The 15,289-nt window shown below is 58.2% G+C and carries 17 protein-coding genes; 6 read left to right on the forward strand and 11 right to left on the reverse strand.

Annotated features, from left to right (window positions below; genetic code table 11):
- Nucleotides 1-3 precede the first annotated feature (3 nt).
- Genes ACZ5K9_RS00345 through ACZ5K9_RS00360 form a run of 4 tightly spaced genes read left to right on the forward strand, consistent with a single transcriptional unit; the run spans nt 4 to nt 3,788 of the window.
- The gene (locus ACZ5K9_RS00345; protein WP_464272455.1) at nt 4-1,014 is read left to right on the forward strand and encodes an ABC transporter permease; all 1,011 of its coding nucleotides are present in this window, start codon (nt 4-6) and stop codon (nt 1,012-1,014) included.
- Nucleotides 1,007-1,846, forward strand: coding sequence for an ABC transporter permease (locus ACZ5K9_RS00350; protein WP_464272456.1), 840 nt, complete (start codon nt 1,007-1,009; stop codon nt 1,844-1,846). Before ACZ5K9_RS00345 ends, ACZ5K9_RS00350 begins: the two co-directional genes overlap by 8 nt.
- A complete protein-coding gene (locus ACZ5K9_RS00355; RefSeq protein WP_464272457.1) occupies nt 1,843-2,820 on the forward strand; it encodes an ABC transporter ATP-binding protein in 978 nt (325 codons plus the stop codon). The genes ACZ5K9_RS00350 and ACZ5K9_RS00355 overlap by 4 nt, the downstream gene beginning before the upstream one ends.
- Nucleotides 2,817-3,788: an ABC transporter ATP-binding protein gene (locus ACZ5K9_RS00360; RefSeq protein ID WP_464273914.1), complete on the forward strand. Its 972-nt coding sequence runs from the start codon at nt 2,817-2,819 to the stop codon at nt 3,786-3,788. Before ACZ5K9_RS00355 ends, ACZ5K9_RS00360 begins: the two co-directional genes overlap by 4 nt.
- A 100-nt stretch (nt 3,789-3,888) precedes the next feature.
- On the opposite strand, the gene ACZ5K9_RS00365 is transcribed toward ACZ5K9_RS00360, so the two are convergent.
- The 11 genes from ACZ5K9_RS00365 to ffh all read right to left on the reverse strand — a co-directional run bounded on the left by ACZ5K9_RS00365 (nt 3,889) and on the right by ffh (nt 12,703).
- On the reverse strand, nt 3,889-6,399 hold the full coding sequence (locus tag ACZ5K9_RS00365) for a DUF3536 domain-containing protein (protein ID WP_464272458.1): 2,511 nt from the start codon (nt 6,397-6,399) through the stop codon (nt 3,889-3,891).
- On the reverse strand, nt 6,396-7,292 hold the full coding sequence (gene rsmI, locus ACZ5K9_RS00370; RefSeq protein ID WP_464272459.1) for a 16S rRNA (cytidine(1402)-2'-O)-methyltransferase: 897 nt from the start codon (nt 7,290-7,292) through the stop codon (nt 6,396-6,398). The genes ACZ5K9_RS00365 and rsmI overlap by 4 nt, the downstream gene beginning before the upstream one ends.
- A gap of 15 nt (nt 7,293-7,307) precedes the next feature.
- Nucleotides 7,308-7,679: a YraN family protein gene (locus ACZ5K9_RS00375; RefSeq protein WP_464272460.1), complete on the reverse strand. Its 372-nt coding sequence runs from the start codon at nt 7,677-7,679 to the stop codon at nt 7,308-7,310.
- Nucleotides 7,648-8,319: a ribonuclease HII gene (locus ACZ5K9_RS00380; protein ID WP_464272461.1), complete on the reverse strand. Its 672-nt coding sequence runs from the start codon at nt 8,317-8,319 to the stop codon at nt 7,648-7,650. The genes ACZ5K9_RS00375 and ACZ5K9_RS00380 overlap by 32 nt, the downstream gene beginning before the upstream one ends.
- 79 nt (nt 8,320-8,398) lie before the next feature.
- Complete coding sequence (gene rplS, locus ACZ5K9_RS00385) at nt 8,399-8,746, reverse strand: 50S ribosomal protein L19 (RefSeq protein ID WP_464272462.1); 348 nt, start codon at nt 8,744-8,746, stop codon at nt 8,399-8,401.
- 129 nt (nt 8,747-8,875) lie between these two features.
- Complete coding sequence (locus ACZ5K9_RS00390) at nt 8,876-9,475, reverse strand: RNA methyltransferase (protein ID WP_464272463.1); 600 nt, start codon at nt 9,473-9,475, stop codon at nt 8,876-8,878.
- Complete coding sequence (gene trmD, locus ACZ5K9_RS00395; protein ID WP_464272464.1) at nt 9,472-10,203, reverse strand: tRNA (guanosine(37)-N1)-methyltransferase TrmD; 732 nt, start codon at nt 10,201-10,203, stop codon at nt 9,472-9,474. Before trmD ends, ACZ5K9_RS00390 begins: the two co-directional genes overlap by 4 nt.
- A complete protein-coding gene (rimM, locus tag ACZ5K9_RS00400; RefSeq protein ID WP_464272465.1) occupies nt 10,193-10,720 on the reverse strand; it encodes a ribosome maturation factor RimM in 528 nt (175 codons plus the stop codon). The genes trmD and rimM overlap by 11 nt, the downstream gene beginning before the upstream one ends.
- A 3-nt stretch (nt 10,721-10,723) precedes the next feature.
- A complete protein-coding gene (locus tag ACZ5K9_RS00405) occupies nt 10,724-10,957 on the reverse strand; it encodes a KH domain-containing protein (protein ID WP_464272466.1) in 234 nt (77 codons plus the stop codon).
- A gap of 44 nt (nt 10,958-11,001) precedes the next feature.
- Nucleotides 11,002-11,262 carry a 30S ribosomal protein S16 gene (gene rpsP, locus ACZ5K9_RS00410; RefSeq protein ID WP_464272467.1) on the reverse strand — a complete coding sequence of 87 codons (261 nt, stop codon included), beginning with the start codon at nt 11,260-11,262 and terminating at the stop codon, nt 11,002-11,004.
- A gap of 91 nt (nt 11,263-11,353) precedes the next feature.
- A complete protein-coding gene (gene ffh, locus ACZ5K9_RS00415) occupies nt 11,354-12,703 on the reverse strand; it encodes a signal recognition particle protein (RefSeq protein ID WP_464272468.1) in 1,350 nt (449 codons plus the stop codon).
- 237 nt (nt 12,704-12,940) lie between these two features.
- On the opposite strand from ffh, the gene ACZ5K9_RS00420 reads away from it, so the two are divergent.
- Nucleotides 12,941-13,558 (forward strand): cytidylate kinase-like family protein, encoded by a 618-nt coding sequence (locus ACZ5K9_RS00420; RefSeq protein ID WP_464272469.1) that lies wholly within the window; start codon nt 12,941-12,943, stop codon nt 13,556-13,558.
- A complete protein-coding gene (amrB, locus tag ACZ5K9_RS00425; RefSeq protein WP_464272470.1) occupies nt 13,534-15,084 on the forward strand; it encodes an AmmeMemoRadiSam system protein B in 1,551 nt (516 codons plus the stop codon). The genes ACZ5K9_RS00420 and amrB overlap by 25 nt, the downstream gene beginning before the upstream one ends.
- Nucleotides 15,085-15,289 lie beyond the last annotated feature (205 nt).

The following is a 15,289-nucleotide window of genomic DNA, read 5'->3' on the forward strand; positions in this document are numbered from 1 at the left end:
GTCATGCCTTGGAGCTACGTGGGACGGCGCCTGCTGCAGCTGGTTGTGATCTTGTTCGGGGTTTCGCTGTTGGTGTTTCTCATGTTGCGCCTCATCCCGGGCGACCCCGCGCAGCTCCTCGTGGGCGAGTACGCCTCACCCGAGGAACTGGCACGGCTTCGCCATAAGCTGGGTCTGGACCGCTCCTTGGCGGTCCAGTACTGGCTTTACGTGAAGTCCGCCGTGCAAGGCGATTTGGGCATGTCTGTGCGCACCGGCACGCCCGTTCTCAAGGAAATCACCCCTCGACTCCTCGCCACTGTGGAACTGTCCTTGGCGGCGATGTTCCTGGCCACACTTTTCGGGATGGCTGCCGGGGTGGTCTCTGCCGTGCGTCAATACTCCCTGTTGGACTACACCACCATGTTTTTGGCCTTAGTGGGAGTTTCCATGCCCATCTTTTGGCTGGGCCTCATGCTCATTTACTTTTTCGCCGTCAAATACCCCCTTTTCCCCATGATGGGCAGGCTTGCAATGGGCTTGGACGCCCCCTCCATCACGGGCTTGATCCTTGTGGACGCTTTACTTGCCATGCGCTGGAATGTTTTTTGGGACGGTCTTCATCACTTAATCCTGCCCGCATTGACTTTGGCCACAATCCCGATGGCCGTGGTCGCCCGAATCACCCGATCCAGCATGCTGGAGGTTCTCCACAAAGACTACATTCGAACAGCGCGGGCCAAGGGGATGGACGAATGGGTGGTCGTTCTCCGCCATGCCCTCCGCAATGCCATGCTTCCCGTGATCACGGTGCTTGGCCTGAACTTGGGACTGTTGCTCAGTGGGGCAGTTCTGACGGAGACCATCTTTTCTTGGCCCGGGCTGGGTCGTTACGTGGTGGATTCTCTCATGGGACGAGACTATGCTGCGGTCCAGAGCTGCGTGCTCATCTTTGCGGTCATCATGACGTTGATCAATCTTGTGGTCGATCTCATCTATGTGGTTTTGGATCCCAGGATTCGCATCCATGAATAGCCCGGAACTACTCAGCGACCTCTTACGCCATCGAACGGCCGCCATCGGCCTATGCCTCATTACCGGCATCGTGATCCTCGCCGTGTTCGGCCCTCTCTTGGCCCCCTATAACCCTCTGATGCCGGCCCCCTTGGAACGACTGCAACCGCCCGGGTCAAAACATCTTTTCGGCACCGACAGCCTGGGCAGGGACATTCTGAGCCGGGTCATTTACGGCAGCCGCATCTCCCTCATGATCGGGGTGATCTCGGTGAGCATCTCCCTCATCCCGGGAACCTTCTTGGGGCTTGTCGCGGGCTATTTCGGAAACCCGTTGGACAGTGTCATCATGCGCATCATGGACGTTCTTCTCGCGTTCCCCGCCGTGCTTTTGGCCATCGTCATTACAGCCGTTCTCGGCCCCAGCCTTCCCAACACCATGATCGCCGTGGGGCTTGTCTATATTCCCCATTATGCCAGAATCGTGCGTTCCAACGTCCTGTCTCTCAAACAACAGCTTTTCGTCCAGGCCATTCGCCATCTCGGCGGAAGCCATGGCCGTGTGCTTTTCTTGCATGTGCTGCCCAACACTTTTGCGCCCATCATCGTCTACGCCACGCTGGGCATGGGAACCGCCGTCCTTCAGGCGGCTGCCCTGGGCTTTCTGGGCCTTGGAGCCCAACCGCCGCAGCCCGAATGGGGAGCCATGCTCAGTGAAGGACGCCAATACATCCAAACGGCGCCCCACGTAGCCGCATTTCCCGGCTTGGCCATCTTGCTGCTGGTCCTTGGGTTCAATCTCTTCGGAGACGGGCTGCGCGATGTGCTCGATCCGTCCTTGAGGTCGCGATGACGGCCGTTCTTATGAAAATTCAAGGGCTGTGTACCGAATTCGTGACACGCCGCGGCGTCGTGCGCGCCGTAGACGGACTGGACCTCGAGCTGCACCACGGCGAGACCTTGGGGATCGTGGGGGAAAGCGGGTGCGGCAAGAGTGTGACGGCGCTGTCCATCTTGAGGCTTGTTCCCAAGCCTCAGGGGAGGATCACCTCTGGGCAAGTGCTGTATAAAGGGATTGACCTCCTGTCGCTTCCCGAAAGCGCCCTAAGGCGTATTCGAGGAAACGAGATTTCCATGATCTTCCAGGAGCCCATGACGTCGTTGAATCCAGTTTATACGGTGGGGTTTCAAATTCGAGAGGTGCTTCGCAAACACAGGGGACTCACCAAGGATGAGGCTCACCGCGAAGCGATTCATGCCCTGTCTCTCGTGGGTATTCCCGATCCTGAATCCAGAGTGGATGCTTACCCGCACCAGTTGTCCGGCGGCATGTGCCAGCGTGCCATGATTGCCATGGCCCTGGCTTGCCGCCCGAAAATCCTCATTGCGGACGAACCCACCACAGCCCTGGATGTGACCATCCAAGCGCAAATCCTCGATCTGATCCAGCGACTGAAAAAAGAAATCAACATGGCCGTGGTGCTCATCACCCATGACCTGGGAGTCGTCGCCGAAACGTGCAGCCGCGTGGTGGTCATGTATGCAGGAAGGGCTGTGGAAGAAGCGAGCGTCATGGACCTCTTTCGCTTGCCAGCCCACCCTTACACTCGAGGCCTTTTTGCGTCGCTCCCTAAAATCGGTGGCCAACGCGGAAAGCTTACGCCCATTCCCGGCACGGTACCCGGCCTGCATCGGTTGCCCCCAGGCTGCGCCTTTCAAGATCGCTGCTCACGAGCCTCAGGACCGTGCTTGACCGAGGTTCCAGACTGGACAGAACTGTCCAAGGGGCATCGCGTGCGATGCTGGCATCCGGTGATACAGCCATGAAGGATGTGATCTGCGAAGCGAAAAACCTGAGCAAGCATTATCCCCTTCAGCGCGTCGGGTACGGCTCCACAGTGGGTGTGGTCAAAGCTGTCGAGAGCGTGAGTTTTGCCATAGCTCGTCGCGAGGTCTTTGCCCTTGTGGGGGAAAGCGGGTGTGGCAAATCCACGTTAGGCCGTCTGCTGCTGCGCCTCGAAGAACCGACAAGCGGGCGCGTTCTTTTCGAAGGAAAGGATTTGGAATCTTTAGACTCCCGGCAGATCTTTCAGCTGCGACGCCGCGCTCAGATCATTTACCAGGATCCCTATTCGGCCTTGAATCCTCGGAAAAAAATCGGACGACTCATCGAAGAGCCTTTGGTGATTCACAAAATGGGTTCGGCTGCCGAGCGTCGCGACAAGGTCGCGTCCTTGCTCTGCCAAGTAGGGTTGAGGCCCGAAGATGCCGAGCGCTATCCCCATGAATTTTCAGGAGGACAACGCCAGCGGATTGTCATCGCCCGGGCCCTGGCGCTCAACCCGGTATTCTTGGTGGCCGACGAACCTGTCTCGGCCCTGGACGTTTCCATTCAGGCCCAAGTCATCAATCTTTTGGAAGAGCTTCAGGAGCAGCTCGGGCTCACCTATCTTTTCATCTCCCACGACCTCAGCGTTGTGGAACATATGGCCCACCGGATTGGGGTCATGTATTTGGGACGTCTGGTGGAAATCGGTCCCAACGAACCGTTTTTCCAGGAACCTTTGCACCCCTATACCCAAGCCCTGTTGTCGGCCGCTCCTGTACCTGATCCCACGGCTGCCGGTCGGAAACACCGGATCCTCTTAGAAGGGGATATCCCCAGCCCCATTCGACCACCCAGCGGCTGCCCGTTTCATCCTCGATGTCGGGAAAGGGGAGCTGTCTGCAGCCACGAGGTGCCGGTGTTAAAAGAGATTGCCCCAGATCGGCACGTGGCCTGCCATCGACGCTAATGAAGGAATTGTGTCGCACGACCTTTCGCCGCCGTTTCGTGCTTTGGATGAACAAGGCAGAGCCTATACGGAGACAAATTGCACGAGTACGGAAGCCCTCTCAAGAATCCTGACGGGCTTCGGGAAGAAAGCGGCAGGCACTCAAGCGTTCCAGGGTGCGAAGGCAGGTCATCTGACCGTCCAATATTTCCGTGGTTTCCAAGCGGGAGCACAAATCCCACCACAGGGTCGGAATCCACCAATCTCGGAAAGCGATCTGAAGCGCATCGGCGATTTCCACCAGGAGACACAATCGGTCCAACGAGCTCCGCTCCGTGCTGAGGATCCGGTGCATTTCCCCTCGCAGCGCTCTGGTTAAGGCCCGATGCACTTCGGGAAGATCCTGGGACACACCCCAGGATGCCAAGGATGAGCGCAAGAACTGCAATCGCGCCAAGAGGGTCTGCCGTCGGAAGCTCCCCTCAGCCCCGTTTTGCCGTAAGTGCACTTCCCCGCCGTCCCCGCCTATGAGGATGGGAGACAGCATCTCGAGAATTTCTTGTTCCACGATGCGATGGACAGAGTCCTTGATATCGGCGGGCAAGGCGATGCCCCATTCACGCAGCGACCACAAGAGTCCCTGATGCGCATTGAAAAAACGTCTTTGAAATTCCGTGTAAAAGAGCAAATGGTCGCGCGCGAGTCTATAGGCGATCCCCATACGCATATCTTCGGGAATATCTTTAAGGGAATAGGACTCCCAGTGGGGCAACTCGTCCAAACAGCGCAGCATGGATGCCGTTCCTTCCATGGCGCACGAGCGCAGATTGTTTACCAAAGGCTCAAGATCGGTCCCCTGCGCAAGAGCTTGAACGGAAACCCGAAGATCGAGCCCCCCAAGATGGATGGCCGCATAGCCGAGCCTTGTCCGCCTTTCCGTCCTGACCTCTTCCACTTCCATGGTGCCCACCTGACAAGGCACCGGATATTCACAGAGAAAATGTTCTTGAAGGGGGCGAATGATAAAAGCATGAGCCTGTTCACGCGGGGGCTTTCGAAGCGCCAGCGCTTCCATGGTCACTCCGGCGCACACCCGCTCCGGAGATACCCTTTGGGTCATCACGAACCGTCTGTAGACTCTGGCGCCGTCTCCTATTTCCGGCAGATTGCTCGGTGCCCGTTCCAATTGTTTCATAAAGGCTTGTTCTAAATCGGGACCTCCGGTCTTTCGTGCCAGTTCCATGGCGCGGCAGGCGTGGGCAAGGATGAGCTGCGTTTCCAGTCCACTGATGTCATCGAAAAACCACCCGCACGACGCATACATGGCCATGGCTTCCCGCTCCATTTCCATCAATTCGAGGATTCGCAGCCTCGCCTCGGACGGAAGCGTCCGGCGTTGGTGTCTTCGGAAAAACGCTTCTTTCTCCGCTGCCCCTCTCAAAATGACGGCAATGTAATCATTTCGCGCTGCCCATGGATCCCGGAACCACTCGGAAACTTGGATTTCAAAGTGCCGGGCCAGGGCATCCCTCACCATATCCAAGGCTTCCCGGAGAGGTTCCCGCCACTTTTGGTGCCAATCAGGGTGCGCGCCGCTGTGGCAACCACAGTCGGTGCGCCACCGCCCGATCCCATGGGCACAGCTCCACGCCGTTTCCGGGACGATTTCCACCTCGGCTCTGACTGGGAATCGGTTTAAGAAAGTGGCGTAATTTACCAGTTCTACGGTCGGATCTTTTTCCAATTCGAGGAAAGCGGCGGCCAGGGCCATGTCTCCGAATTTGAAATGGTGACCGTAAGATTCCCCGTCGGTAGCGGCATGGACAAGCCATGCCTCCCCCGGGGGCACCTCAGGGCCGTCAAAACCTTCCCGTATGGCCGAGAGAAGCCGGGAGCTGTGTTCCAGAAGCCGCTCAAAGGCGATGCCTCGGGCAATCCGGCTGTTATAAAAAAACAGATGAATCCATTTGCCGTTGGGGCACCGATGCCGGTAGGCCCGTCCGCAAGGGATGGAGCCGTCCCGGACGTGTCGCCACACGGTGGATTCTTCTCCAACAGGTCGCCAGGCCGCTGCCTGATGAGGTGCAAGGACCGTAAATCGGATTCCGGCATCCGCCAGAAGGCCGAGGGTTTCATTGTCCACAGCCGTTTCGGGAAGCCACATGCCGTCAGGACTGCGCCCATAGCGGTGGCGAAACTCTGCAATCCCCCAAGCGATCTGAGTTTCTTTGTCCCGGCGGTTGGCCAAAGGAAGGATGATGTGGTTGTAAGGATGGGCCATGGCATTCCCCTGCCCGGCCACACGTTGGGCGCTCCGCCGATCGGCCTCGACGAGGCGACCGATCACCCACGGTTCATGCCTTTCCATCCAGCTCAGCAAGGTGGGGCCGAAATCAAAGCTGAGCCATTCGTAATTGTTCCGTAACGCCACAACACGGTTTTGAGGATCCACAATGCGGGCCGCCGCGTTCGGCCGATAACATTCATTCGTGATACGCCTATTCCAGTCGTGGTCCGGTTCGGCACTGGGCTCCCTGGGCACGGCATCAAGCCATGGATTTTCTCTGGGCGGTTGATAGAAGTGCCCGTGCAGGCAAATGCAGCGAAGGGCGCCTTTGGGCTTTTCTTTCATGAAGACCCTCTCTGATGAAATGGGTTGTCCCGAGATGTCAGCTTTAAGGCCGTGCGATAGGCCTCTCGGCGTCTGACCTTGTAGGTCTGATGGACTTTTTCCACGGCATCTTTGACCGAATTCCCCTCTTGCAAATAAGTCACAAGAGCCTCCTGCCATGACGGCTCTTCCGGCTGCATGGCGGACTGGGCCGGCGCACCGCTCACCACCAGGGTGACTTCCCCCCGGGTCCCCGCCCTGTAAACCTCCAGCGCTTCGGAAACCTTTCCCCGAAACACTTCCTCATGCACTTTGGTGAGTTCCCGGGCCACGGCCACCTGCCGATCCCCCCAATACGTGAGAATATCTTCCAGGGTCCGAGGCAAACGCCGAGGCGACTCATAGAGCACACAGGTCATCCCCAAGGCACCAAATTCTTGAAAGAATTTGCTCCTGGGGCCGCCTCTTGGGGGCGGAAAGCCTAAGAAAGCAAAAGGCTGGGACGGCAGTCCCGAGACGCTCAGAGCGGTAATCACAGCGCTCGGACCCGGGACCGGTATCACGGGGGCATCGTGGGCCAAGGCTTCCTGAATCAAGGCCACGCCGGGATCGGAGATGCCGGGGGTGCCGGCGTCGGTGACCAAGGCCACATGTGCGCCGCGTTTGAGGAGATCCACAATCTTTCTGAGACCTTCTTTGGACGTATGGGCATGGCAGCTGTGGACGGGAACACGGATTTGATACGCGCTCAAAAGCTTCAGTGTGTGCCGGGTGTCTTCCGCCACAACGGCGTCCACGCTTCGCAAGATTTCAAGGGCCCTTAAGGTGATATCCGACAGGTTACCGATGGGAGTCGCCACCACGTAGAGATGTCCGCAGGGCTCTTTCGTTGATGTGGTCGCTTTTCCTTTCATTCTCTCCCATCCCGTTCAGGGCTCTCCCTCGATGTCAAATGCGCCGGGAATCCAGCGAATCTCCGCTTCATCCGCTCGCCACCTCACGGCCACCACATCAAAACGAACGGGAACCCCCACGAGGCCATGGCGTTTGAGATACCACAAGGCGACGCGCACCACCCGGAGCCTTTTAGGGCGTGTGATGGATTCCTCCGGGACCCATGGGGCGCGTCGATGGGATCGGATCTCCACAAAGACATACATGGAGCCGTCCCGAGCGACAAGGTCCACCTCGCCCAGAGGGCAGCGCACGTTCTTGGCGATGATTTCTAGGCCGCGCTCTTGAAGGTAGACGGAGGCCACGGTTTCACTGTCACGGCCTGTTCGAACCCGATGCTGGCCCATGGACCGGATCCTTGGGAAGACACACGCCCTGAAACGACCGGCGATGGATAGGACAAGGACCTAGACGCCGAAGCGCCTCCAAATGTTGGACTGTGGGGTAGCCTTTGTGTCGGTCAAACCCGTAGGCAGGATACTGCTCATGGTAGGCTTCCATAAGACGATCGCGATGGACTTTTGCCACAATGGATGCGGCTGCAATGGAAAGGCTTCGAGCATCCCCTTTGATGACACCTCGGTGCGGAATGGTGATGGGAAGTCTATAGGGGCCGTCGATGAGCACAAAATCCGGCGCAATATCAAGCCCATGGATGGCTCGGACCATGGCCGTCAATGTGGCGCGAAGGATATTCGTTCGGTCGATTTCATCGGGGTCCGCCCAACCGATGCCCACCGAAACGGCTCGTCGGGAGATCACGGCCGCCAGCTCTTCACGACGATGAGGCGGCACTTTCTTGGAATCCGTCACTCCGGGAAAGTCCATGCCGTCGGGAAGGATCACGGCCGCGGCGACCACTGGACCCGCCAGCGGTCCCCTCCCCGCTTCATCCACCCCTGCCACAAGGCGAAAACCCCGCCGGCGGATTTCCCGGTCAAAACCCAACGCGTCCGCCGGCGGGGTCTCAAACAACGTCCTTTGCATGCGCAGGCCGTCCCAAGCAGGCCGCCTTGTCTCGGCTCGGCTGAAGGTCTCTCACGCCGGAAATTGCACCGACAAGATATTATCGACGTTCCTTGATGCGGGCCGCCTTGCCCAAACGTTCCCGCAAGTAATAGAGCCGTGCGCGGCGCACCCGGCCTTTGCGCACCACTTCGATCTTGTCGATCTGCGGGGAATGGATCGGGAAAATGCGCTCCACTCCAATGCCGTAGGAGACTTTCCGTACCGTAAAGGTCGCGCCCACGCCGCCCCGATGGCGACGGATCACGACACCTTCGAAGACCTGGATGCGCTCCTTGTCGCCTTCGCGGATCTTGACGTGCACCTTGACCGTGTCACCGACCCGAAATTGCGGGATATCCACCCGCATGAGATCACGTTCGAGACTTTGGATCACATTGAACCCCATAGCCGTCCTCCACTCGTCTTCCACTTCGCAGAGCTTCATCATGCGGCCGACTGGGCCGCGGACGATTTTCGTACCTCCCTGGAAAGGGCAAAGTGCTTACATACTCCAAAGGTTGACCGTCCGTAAACATCAAAATGACGACGGAGCTTCCCCGCGAAAAAACCGATCGACCAAGATGGCCGCCGCGCATCGCACCGAAAGATGATTGTAATCGCCCCGGCCTTCCACGGGACGCAAAGTGCCGTGGCAGAGCCGCCAGACCTTCTCGGCCAGTCCCCATCCGGTGCCAAGGACCATCATCCCTGGACGCCCTGTGGTCTCGAGAATCACGCGAGCCTCCGCAGGATCGACATCCGCACCGGTACCCTGAGCGGATGTCGCCCATAAAAAAGGCGCTCGTCCCTGTTCCCGCTCCACATCAGCGATGGCCTCTTCCAAGGTCGCCACAATCCGAAGCCGCCTTAAAGCTCGTTCCCGGTCTGGATGCAGTTGACTTCCGATCCCGTGGAGCCAATGATGAATCAGACGGTGGACTAGATCCTGCTGATCTCTCAGGGGTGTCACCACATAACAAGCCGGAAGTTCATACGTGCAGGCGAGCCGCGCCAAATCATGCAGGTCCAGATTTGTCACCGCGGCGGCAATTTCTTCGCCCCGCCGATTTCGCACCGGTGCGTGCACCAAAGCCAAATAAAGCACTGGGGCCTTTCCCGTCCCAGCCTCGCTCATGGCGCCTCCTCGTCCTCCCGGAGCAGCGCCTGGTCCTCTTCGGAAAGTTGCAACCTGGAGAAAAGATCCGGGCGTCTTTCTCGAGTTCTTAAGAGAGCCTGGCGACGGCGCCACCGGGCGATGCGCTGGTGATCCCCGGAAAGGAGCACTTCTGGGACCCTGTAGCCTCGAAACTCTTGAGGCCTGGTGTACTGGGGATACTCTAAAACGGGTTCCTGAAAGGACTCGGCTTCCGGCGAGGCGGTATTTCCCAAAACGCCGGGGATCAACCGGGAAACAGCATCGACCACAACCATGGCGGCCAGCTCTCCACCGGTAAGGATGTAGTCCCCGATGGAGACTTCTTCGTCCACGAAATGCTGAGCCACCCGTTCATCCACACCCTCGTAACGACCGCAGACGATCACCAGGCGGGGCAGGGTACTGTAACGGCGCGCCGTGGCTTGGTCGAACAGCTTCCCTTGCGGACTCATCAACACCACATGGGGTGGCGGACCCCATGGGGCGAGGGCTTCCAGAGCACGGACGATGGGTTCCGGTTTCATGACCATGCCTTCCCCGCCGCCGAAAGGCCGGTCGTCGGTCATCTGGTGCCGATCCGTTGCGAAGTCTCGGAGGTTGTGGACTCGCAGGGTGATGAAACCTCGAGCCTGCGCCTTCCCCAGAATGCTCTCATCGAGAGGTCCCTTGAACATGCCGGGAAAAATGGTCAGGATGTCAAAGATCATTCAACAAACCTTCCGGGGGATCCACCACCATGACCCCGCGGGATACATCGATCCTCTTGATGATCTCGTCCACGGCGGGCAGCAGCACCTCGTGACCCGCATCCGTGGCCACCGCATAGAGATCGTGGGCTTTTGTTTCCACCACGCCCACCACACGGCCGAGAATCGTGCCGTCTTCTTTGACCACGTGGAGCCCGATCAGCTCATGATGATAGTATTCGCCTTCGGGCAATGGAGGCAACTCGCCTTCGGGCACCCCAACTTCCAACCCCACGAGACCCTGCGCCGCATTGAGGTCGCCGATCCCTTCAAAGCTCAGGGCCCAGAGGGCGCCCAGCGGCCGTTTCTTTGCAATGCACAAAAGCCGGGGCAGTCCACCCCCCGGATTTTGCACAAAGAGCCGCTCTCCCGGTTGCCGCCGGCTGAGGGTTTCGCCATACGGGGCGATGACGACGGCGCCGTGAATCCCATGAGTCCTGACGATTTTTCCCACGGGAACCCAGCGGGGAGCGCCCATGACCTATTCGATGATTTCCAAGACCGCCCGTTTGCGAATCTTCGTGGATGCGGCACTGAGGATCGTGCGCATAGCTCGGGCTGTACGACCTTGTTTGCCGATGACTTTCCCTAGGTCCTCTTTGGCCACTCGCAGCTCGATGACGGAGGTTTGTTCCCCTTCGATTTCGGAAACACGGACAAGTTCCGGCTTATCAACCAACGCCCGCGCCATGTACTCAATGAGTTCTTTCAGCATGGTTCACCCCCCCGTTTACTCAGCGCCGCCCGCCCTCAGGTCCATCAGGAAGCCTTGGGCACACCCAGATCCGCATGTTTGCGAATGAGGCTCATCACCGTCTTCGTCGGTTGCACGCCCTGTTCCAGCCAATATCGCAGGCGCTCTGTATGAAAGGTGACCGTTTCCGGTTGGGTCAACGGATTGTAAGTTCCGACGCGTTCGATGAACCGACCGTCACGAGGGGCTTCCGAATGGGCCACCACAATGGAATAGAAGGGTCTTTTCTTGCTGCCCCGACGAGCCAAACGGATACGAACCGGCATGATGATTTTCTACCTCCTGTTTTCGTCACTTTACCTCACGGCCCACACGGGCTCAAAACAAATTGTTGCCCTATACACTAAGAGGTGAGCCTTAAAAAGAGAAAAATGCCTTGACCTTCTTTTTCTTCGCCTTCTTGCCCACTTTGCCCCCGCCCATCATCTGCCGCATCATGCGCCGAGCGTCCTCGTAACTCCGCAACAGCTGGTTGACTTCCTGAACGCTCGTCCCACTGCCCATGGCGATCCGACGCTTGCGGCTGGCGTTGATGATGGAGGCATCGTTGCGCTCCTCCTTGGTCATGGAATTGATGATGGCCTCGGTGCGCACCAAAGCCTTTTCATCGATATGCATCTTCTTGAGTTCTTTGAGCATCCCCATGCCCGGCAGCATCTTGAGGATGGATTCCAGGGAGCCGAGTTTCTTGATTTGGCGCAACTGCCGACGAAAGTCTTCCAACGTAAAGGAATCCTGCTGAAACTTCCGGGCGAGATCCAGAGCTTCCTGTTCGTCGAACGCTTCTTGGGCTTTTTCGATGATGCTGAGCACGTCGCCCATGCCCAAAATGCGCGAACTCATCCGGTCAGGATGAAACACCTCCAGAGCGTCCAGTTTCTCCCCGACCCCGACGAACTTGATGGGACATCCCGTGACCGCCTTGATGGATAAGGCCGCACCCCCTCGAGCGTCACCATCCAGTTTGGTGAGAATGACACCGGTCAATTCCATGGCTTCGTGGAAAGCGCCGGCAACCTGCACAGCATCTTGGCCGGTCATGGCATCGGCCACCAAAAGGATCTCCTTCGGATTCAAAATCCCCTTGAGCCTTTTCAACTCATCCATGAGGTCGGCGTCGATGTGGAGACGGCCCGCCGTGTCCACCAGGACCACATCGCATTGGCGTTCTTTGGCAAAAGGCATGGCCGATACGGCGATCTCTTCGGGCTTGTCCCGGGACGATGCCGGGTACACGGGCACGTTCAATTGGGCGCCCAAGGTCATCAGCTGATCAATGGCCGCAGGGCGGTACACGTCCGCGGGCACAAGGCAGGGTTTGCGACCGCTTTTGGCGAGGTGCTTCGCCAGCTTGCCGGCCGTGGTGGTTTTCCCCGACCCTTGCAGTCCGACAAGAAGGATGACCTGGGGAGGCTTGCCCGACAAATCCAATGGGACCGCCGTACCGCCCATGAGTTCGGTCAGGGATTCTTTAACGATCTTGATCACTTGCTGACCGGGCGTGAGGCTTCGCATCACCTCCTGGCCTACGGCCCGTTCGGCGACGTTCTTGACAAAATCCTTGGCCACCTTGTAGTGCACGTCCGCTTCCAGCAAAGCAAGGCGCACTTCTCGCAAAGCGTCCTGGATGTTTTGTTCCGTGAGTTTTCCATAGCCTTTGAGGTGGCGAAAGACCTTTTGCAGCTTGGTGCTGAGACTATCAAACATGGCCCCGTCCGTTTCTGCGGCTTGCGCTTTAGATTTCTGCGCTTTTTTTTCATCGCGCGCCCATGCTATATTTTGACTACCTTTGTGTCAAGAAATGAGAAATCTAGCGGATTTACCCTTCAGCCGGCCATCTTTTTTACGCGCACGGGCCAGGTGCCGTGGCGTAGGCATTCGTGGGACGCTCGTTCCTGAGGTATCGAAACCGGTTCGACCAACCTGCGCAAGAGGAGGACGGTCATGGCGGTGATCACCATCAGCAAGGAATACGCTTCGCAGAGTGAAGAGTTCGCAAAAAAGCTGGCAGATCGTCTGGGCTATTGCATCCTCGACCGACAAATCGTGGCCGAAGCGGCGAAAGAATTGCGCATCACACCGAGCGAAGCCCAAAGTTTCCACAAGGAGCGCGAATCGAGGCTGTTGCGTCTCATTGACCGCTACACGTCGTCCGTCGTTCAAAAGGTGGTGGACCGTTCCTACGGCCGCCTTGACGACAAGACTTACCACGAGGTGACCCTCAAGCTGATCCAGAAGGTGGCCGCAGACGACAATGTGATCATCCTCGGCTGGGGCGCCCAATGCATCCTGGCCGACCACCCGAACGCCATCCATCTGCGCATTGTGATGGCCCTGGAAGACCGCATCCGATGGTTGCGCGACAATTTAGATATGGACGAACGATCCGCCCGGGACCTCATCGAGCGAGAGGAAAAAGAATCGGCCGCTTACGTGGAACATTATTTTAACCGAGCGTGGGATGATGCCCATCTCTACCACGCCGTGTTGAATTTCAGTCGTATCCCCCTGGATGAAGCCGTGGACATGGTGGCCGGATGGATCGAAAAAACCAGACAATAACCACCCGATCCACCCTCATGGGACGATTCCTCATCGTGTGCGCCCTGGTTGTGGGGCTCGAGTGTCTCGCCCCGGCTCGAGGCATCCCGCCCACGTGGGCCCAGGAAACCGTCCGCCGATCCATCCTTGCCGGCACATGGTACCCTGCAGATCCCAATGAACTCCGGAACACGATCAAAGAGTTCCTGGACACGGCCGAGGTGAAGGACGAACTGCCGCAAACGGCCGAGCTCATCGGCATAGTCGCTCCCCATGCGGGTATGGTCTACAGTGGTCCTGTCGCCGCTTATGCCTATCAGGTGCTCCAGAAACACCCCGCGGACACTGTGGTGGTCCTTGCACCAAGTCACCGGACGGCTTTCTCGGGCGTTGCCGTTTATCGTCAAGGGCCTTTTGCAACACCCCTGGGACTCGTTCCTGTCAAAGAAGATCTCATCGAAGCCCTTCTGAGGCTTTGCCCTGACGTCCGCGATTTTCCCCAAGCTCACGAGAAAGAACATGCCGTTGAAATTCAGCTGCCTTTCCTCCAAACCGTGCTTTCCTCTTTCCGCCTGGTCCCTTTGGTCATGGGGAACCCCTCATGGGAATCCTGTAACAGGTTGGCTCAAGCCCTTGTGACTTTGTCTTCATCCCATCGCTTTCTGGTGGTTGCCAGCACGGACCTGTCCCATTATCACACGGAAAAAGAAGCCCGTCACATGGATGGTCGATTGCTGGAACGTCTGGAACGCCTGGAATCTCGGCTTCTTTGGGATGATCTCTCTTCCGGGGCGTGTGAAGCCTGTGGGGCCGGCCCCCTTGTGACCCTCATGCTCTATGCTGAAAAAATCGGGGCCACGAACGTGCGGGTACTCAAGTACGCCACCTCGGCGGATGTGACCGCGGACACAGCTCGTGTTGTGGGTTACGCCGCTGCCGCTGTCTTCAAAAATACCGCTCGAAAACACGCATCCCCGGCGGGGGACCCCACAGTTCCTGAAGCGCCTCTGTTGACCCAACAGGAAAAAGCCCATCTGAAGGATCTCGCGCGCCAAACCCTGGCCGCCCGGCTGTTCGGTAAAGCCCCGCCGGACATCCTCCTTTCGCAGTTGCCGCAGGCACTGCAAGAACGTCGAGGCGCTTTCGTGACCTTGAAGAAGCATGGTCAGCTCAGGGGCTGTATCGGCCAGATCGACCCGCAATGGCCCCTCGCCCACACCGTATCCCGGATGGCCCTTGCCGCGGCGTTTCAGGATCCACGGTTCCCGCCGGTGACCCCGGACGAGTGGGACGCTTTGGAAATTGAAGTTTCCGTGCTTTCTCCTTTGGTGAGACTCGTGGATGTCTCTCAAGTGCGGGTCGGCACCCACGGGCTATATGTGCGCAAAGGATCTCGATCGGGTCTTCTGTTGCCTCAGGTGCCCCTGGAGCAAGGGTGGAACAGCGAAATCTTCCTCCGCCAAACCTGCCGCAAGGCCGGCCTGGATTTCGACGCATGGAAGGATCCTGAAACGGAAATCTACGTCTTCACGGCAGAGGTCTTTTAATGCCAAGAGCCGGTGATTCCTCGACTGTGTCAATGAAGGCCATGGCCTCCTTGTCCTGGATGACCCAATTGGCAGGATGAAGACGCCGGCTTGAAAACCTCTCCGATCGGGCGACGGCGGCGCCGGCGAAGTCTCCACCCAAGGGATTCACCCTCTTCGGAAATTCAAACCCGGTTAAAATGAAACACACCGAGCCGAGTGGTTT

It is taken from the genome of Desulfosoma profundi (assembly GCF_055387865.1).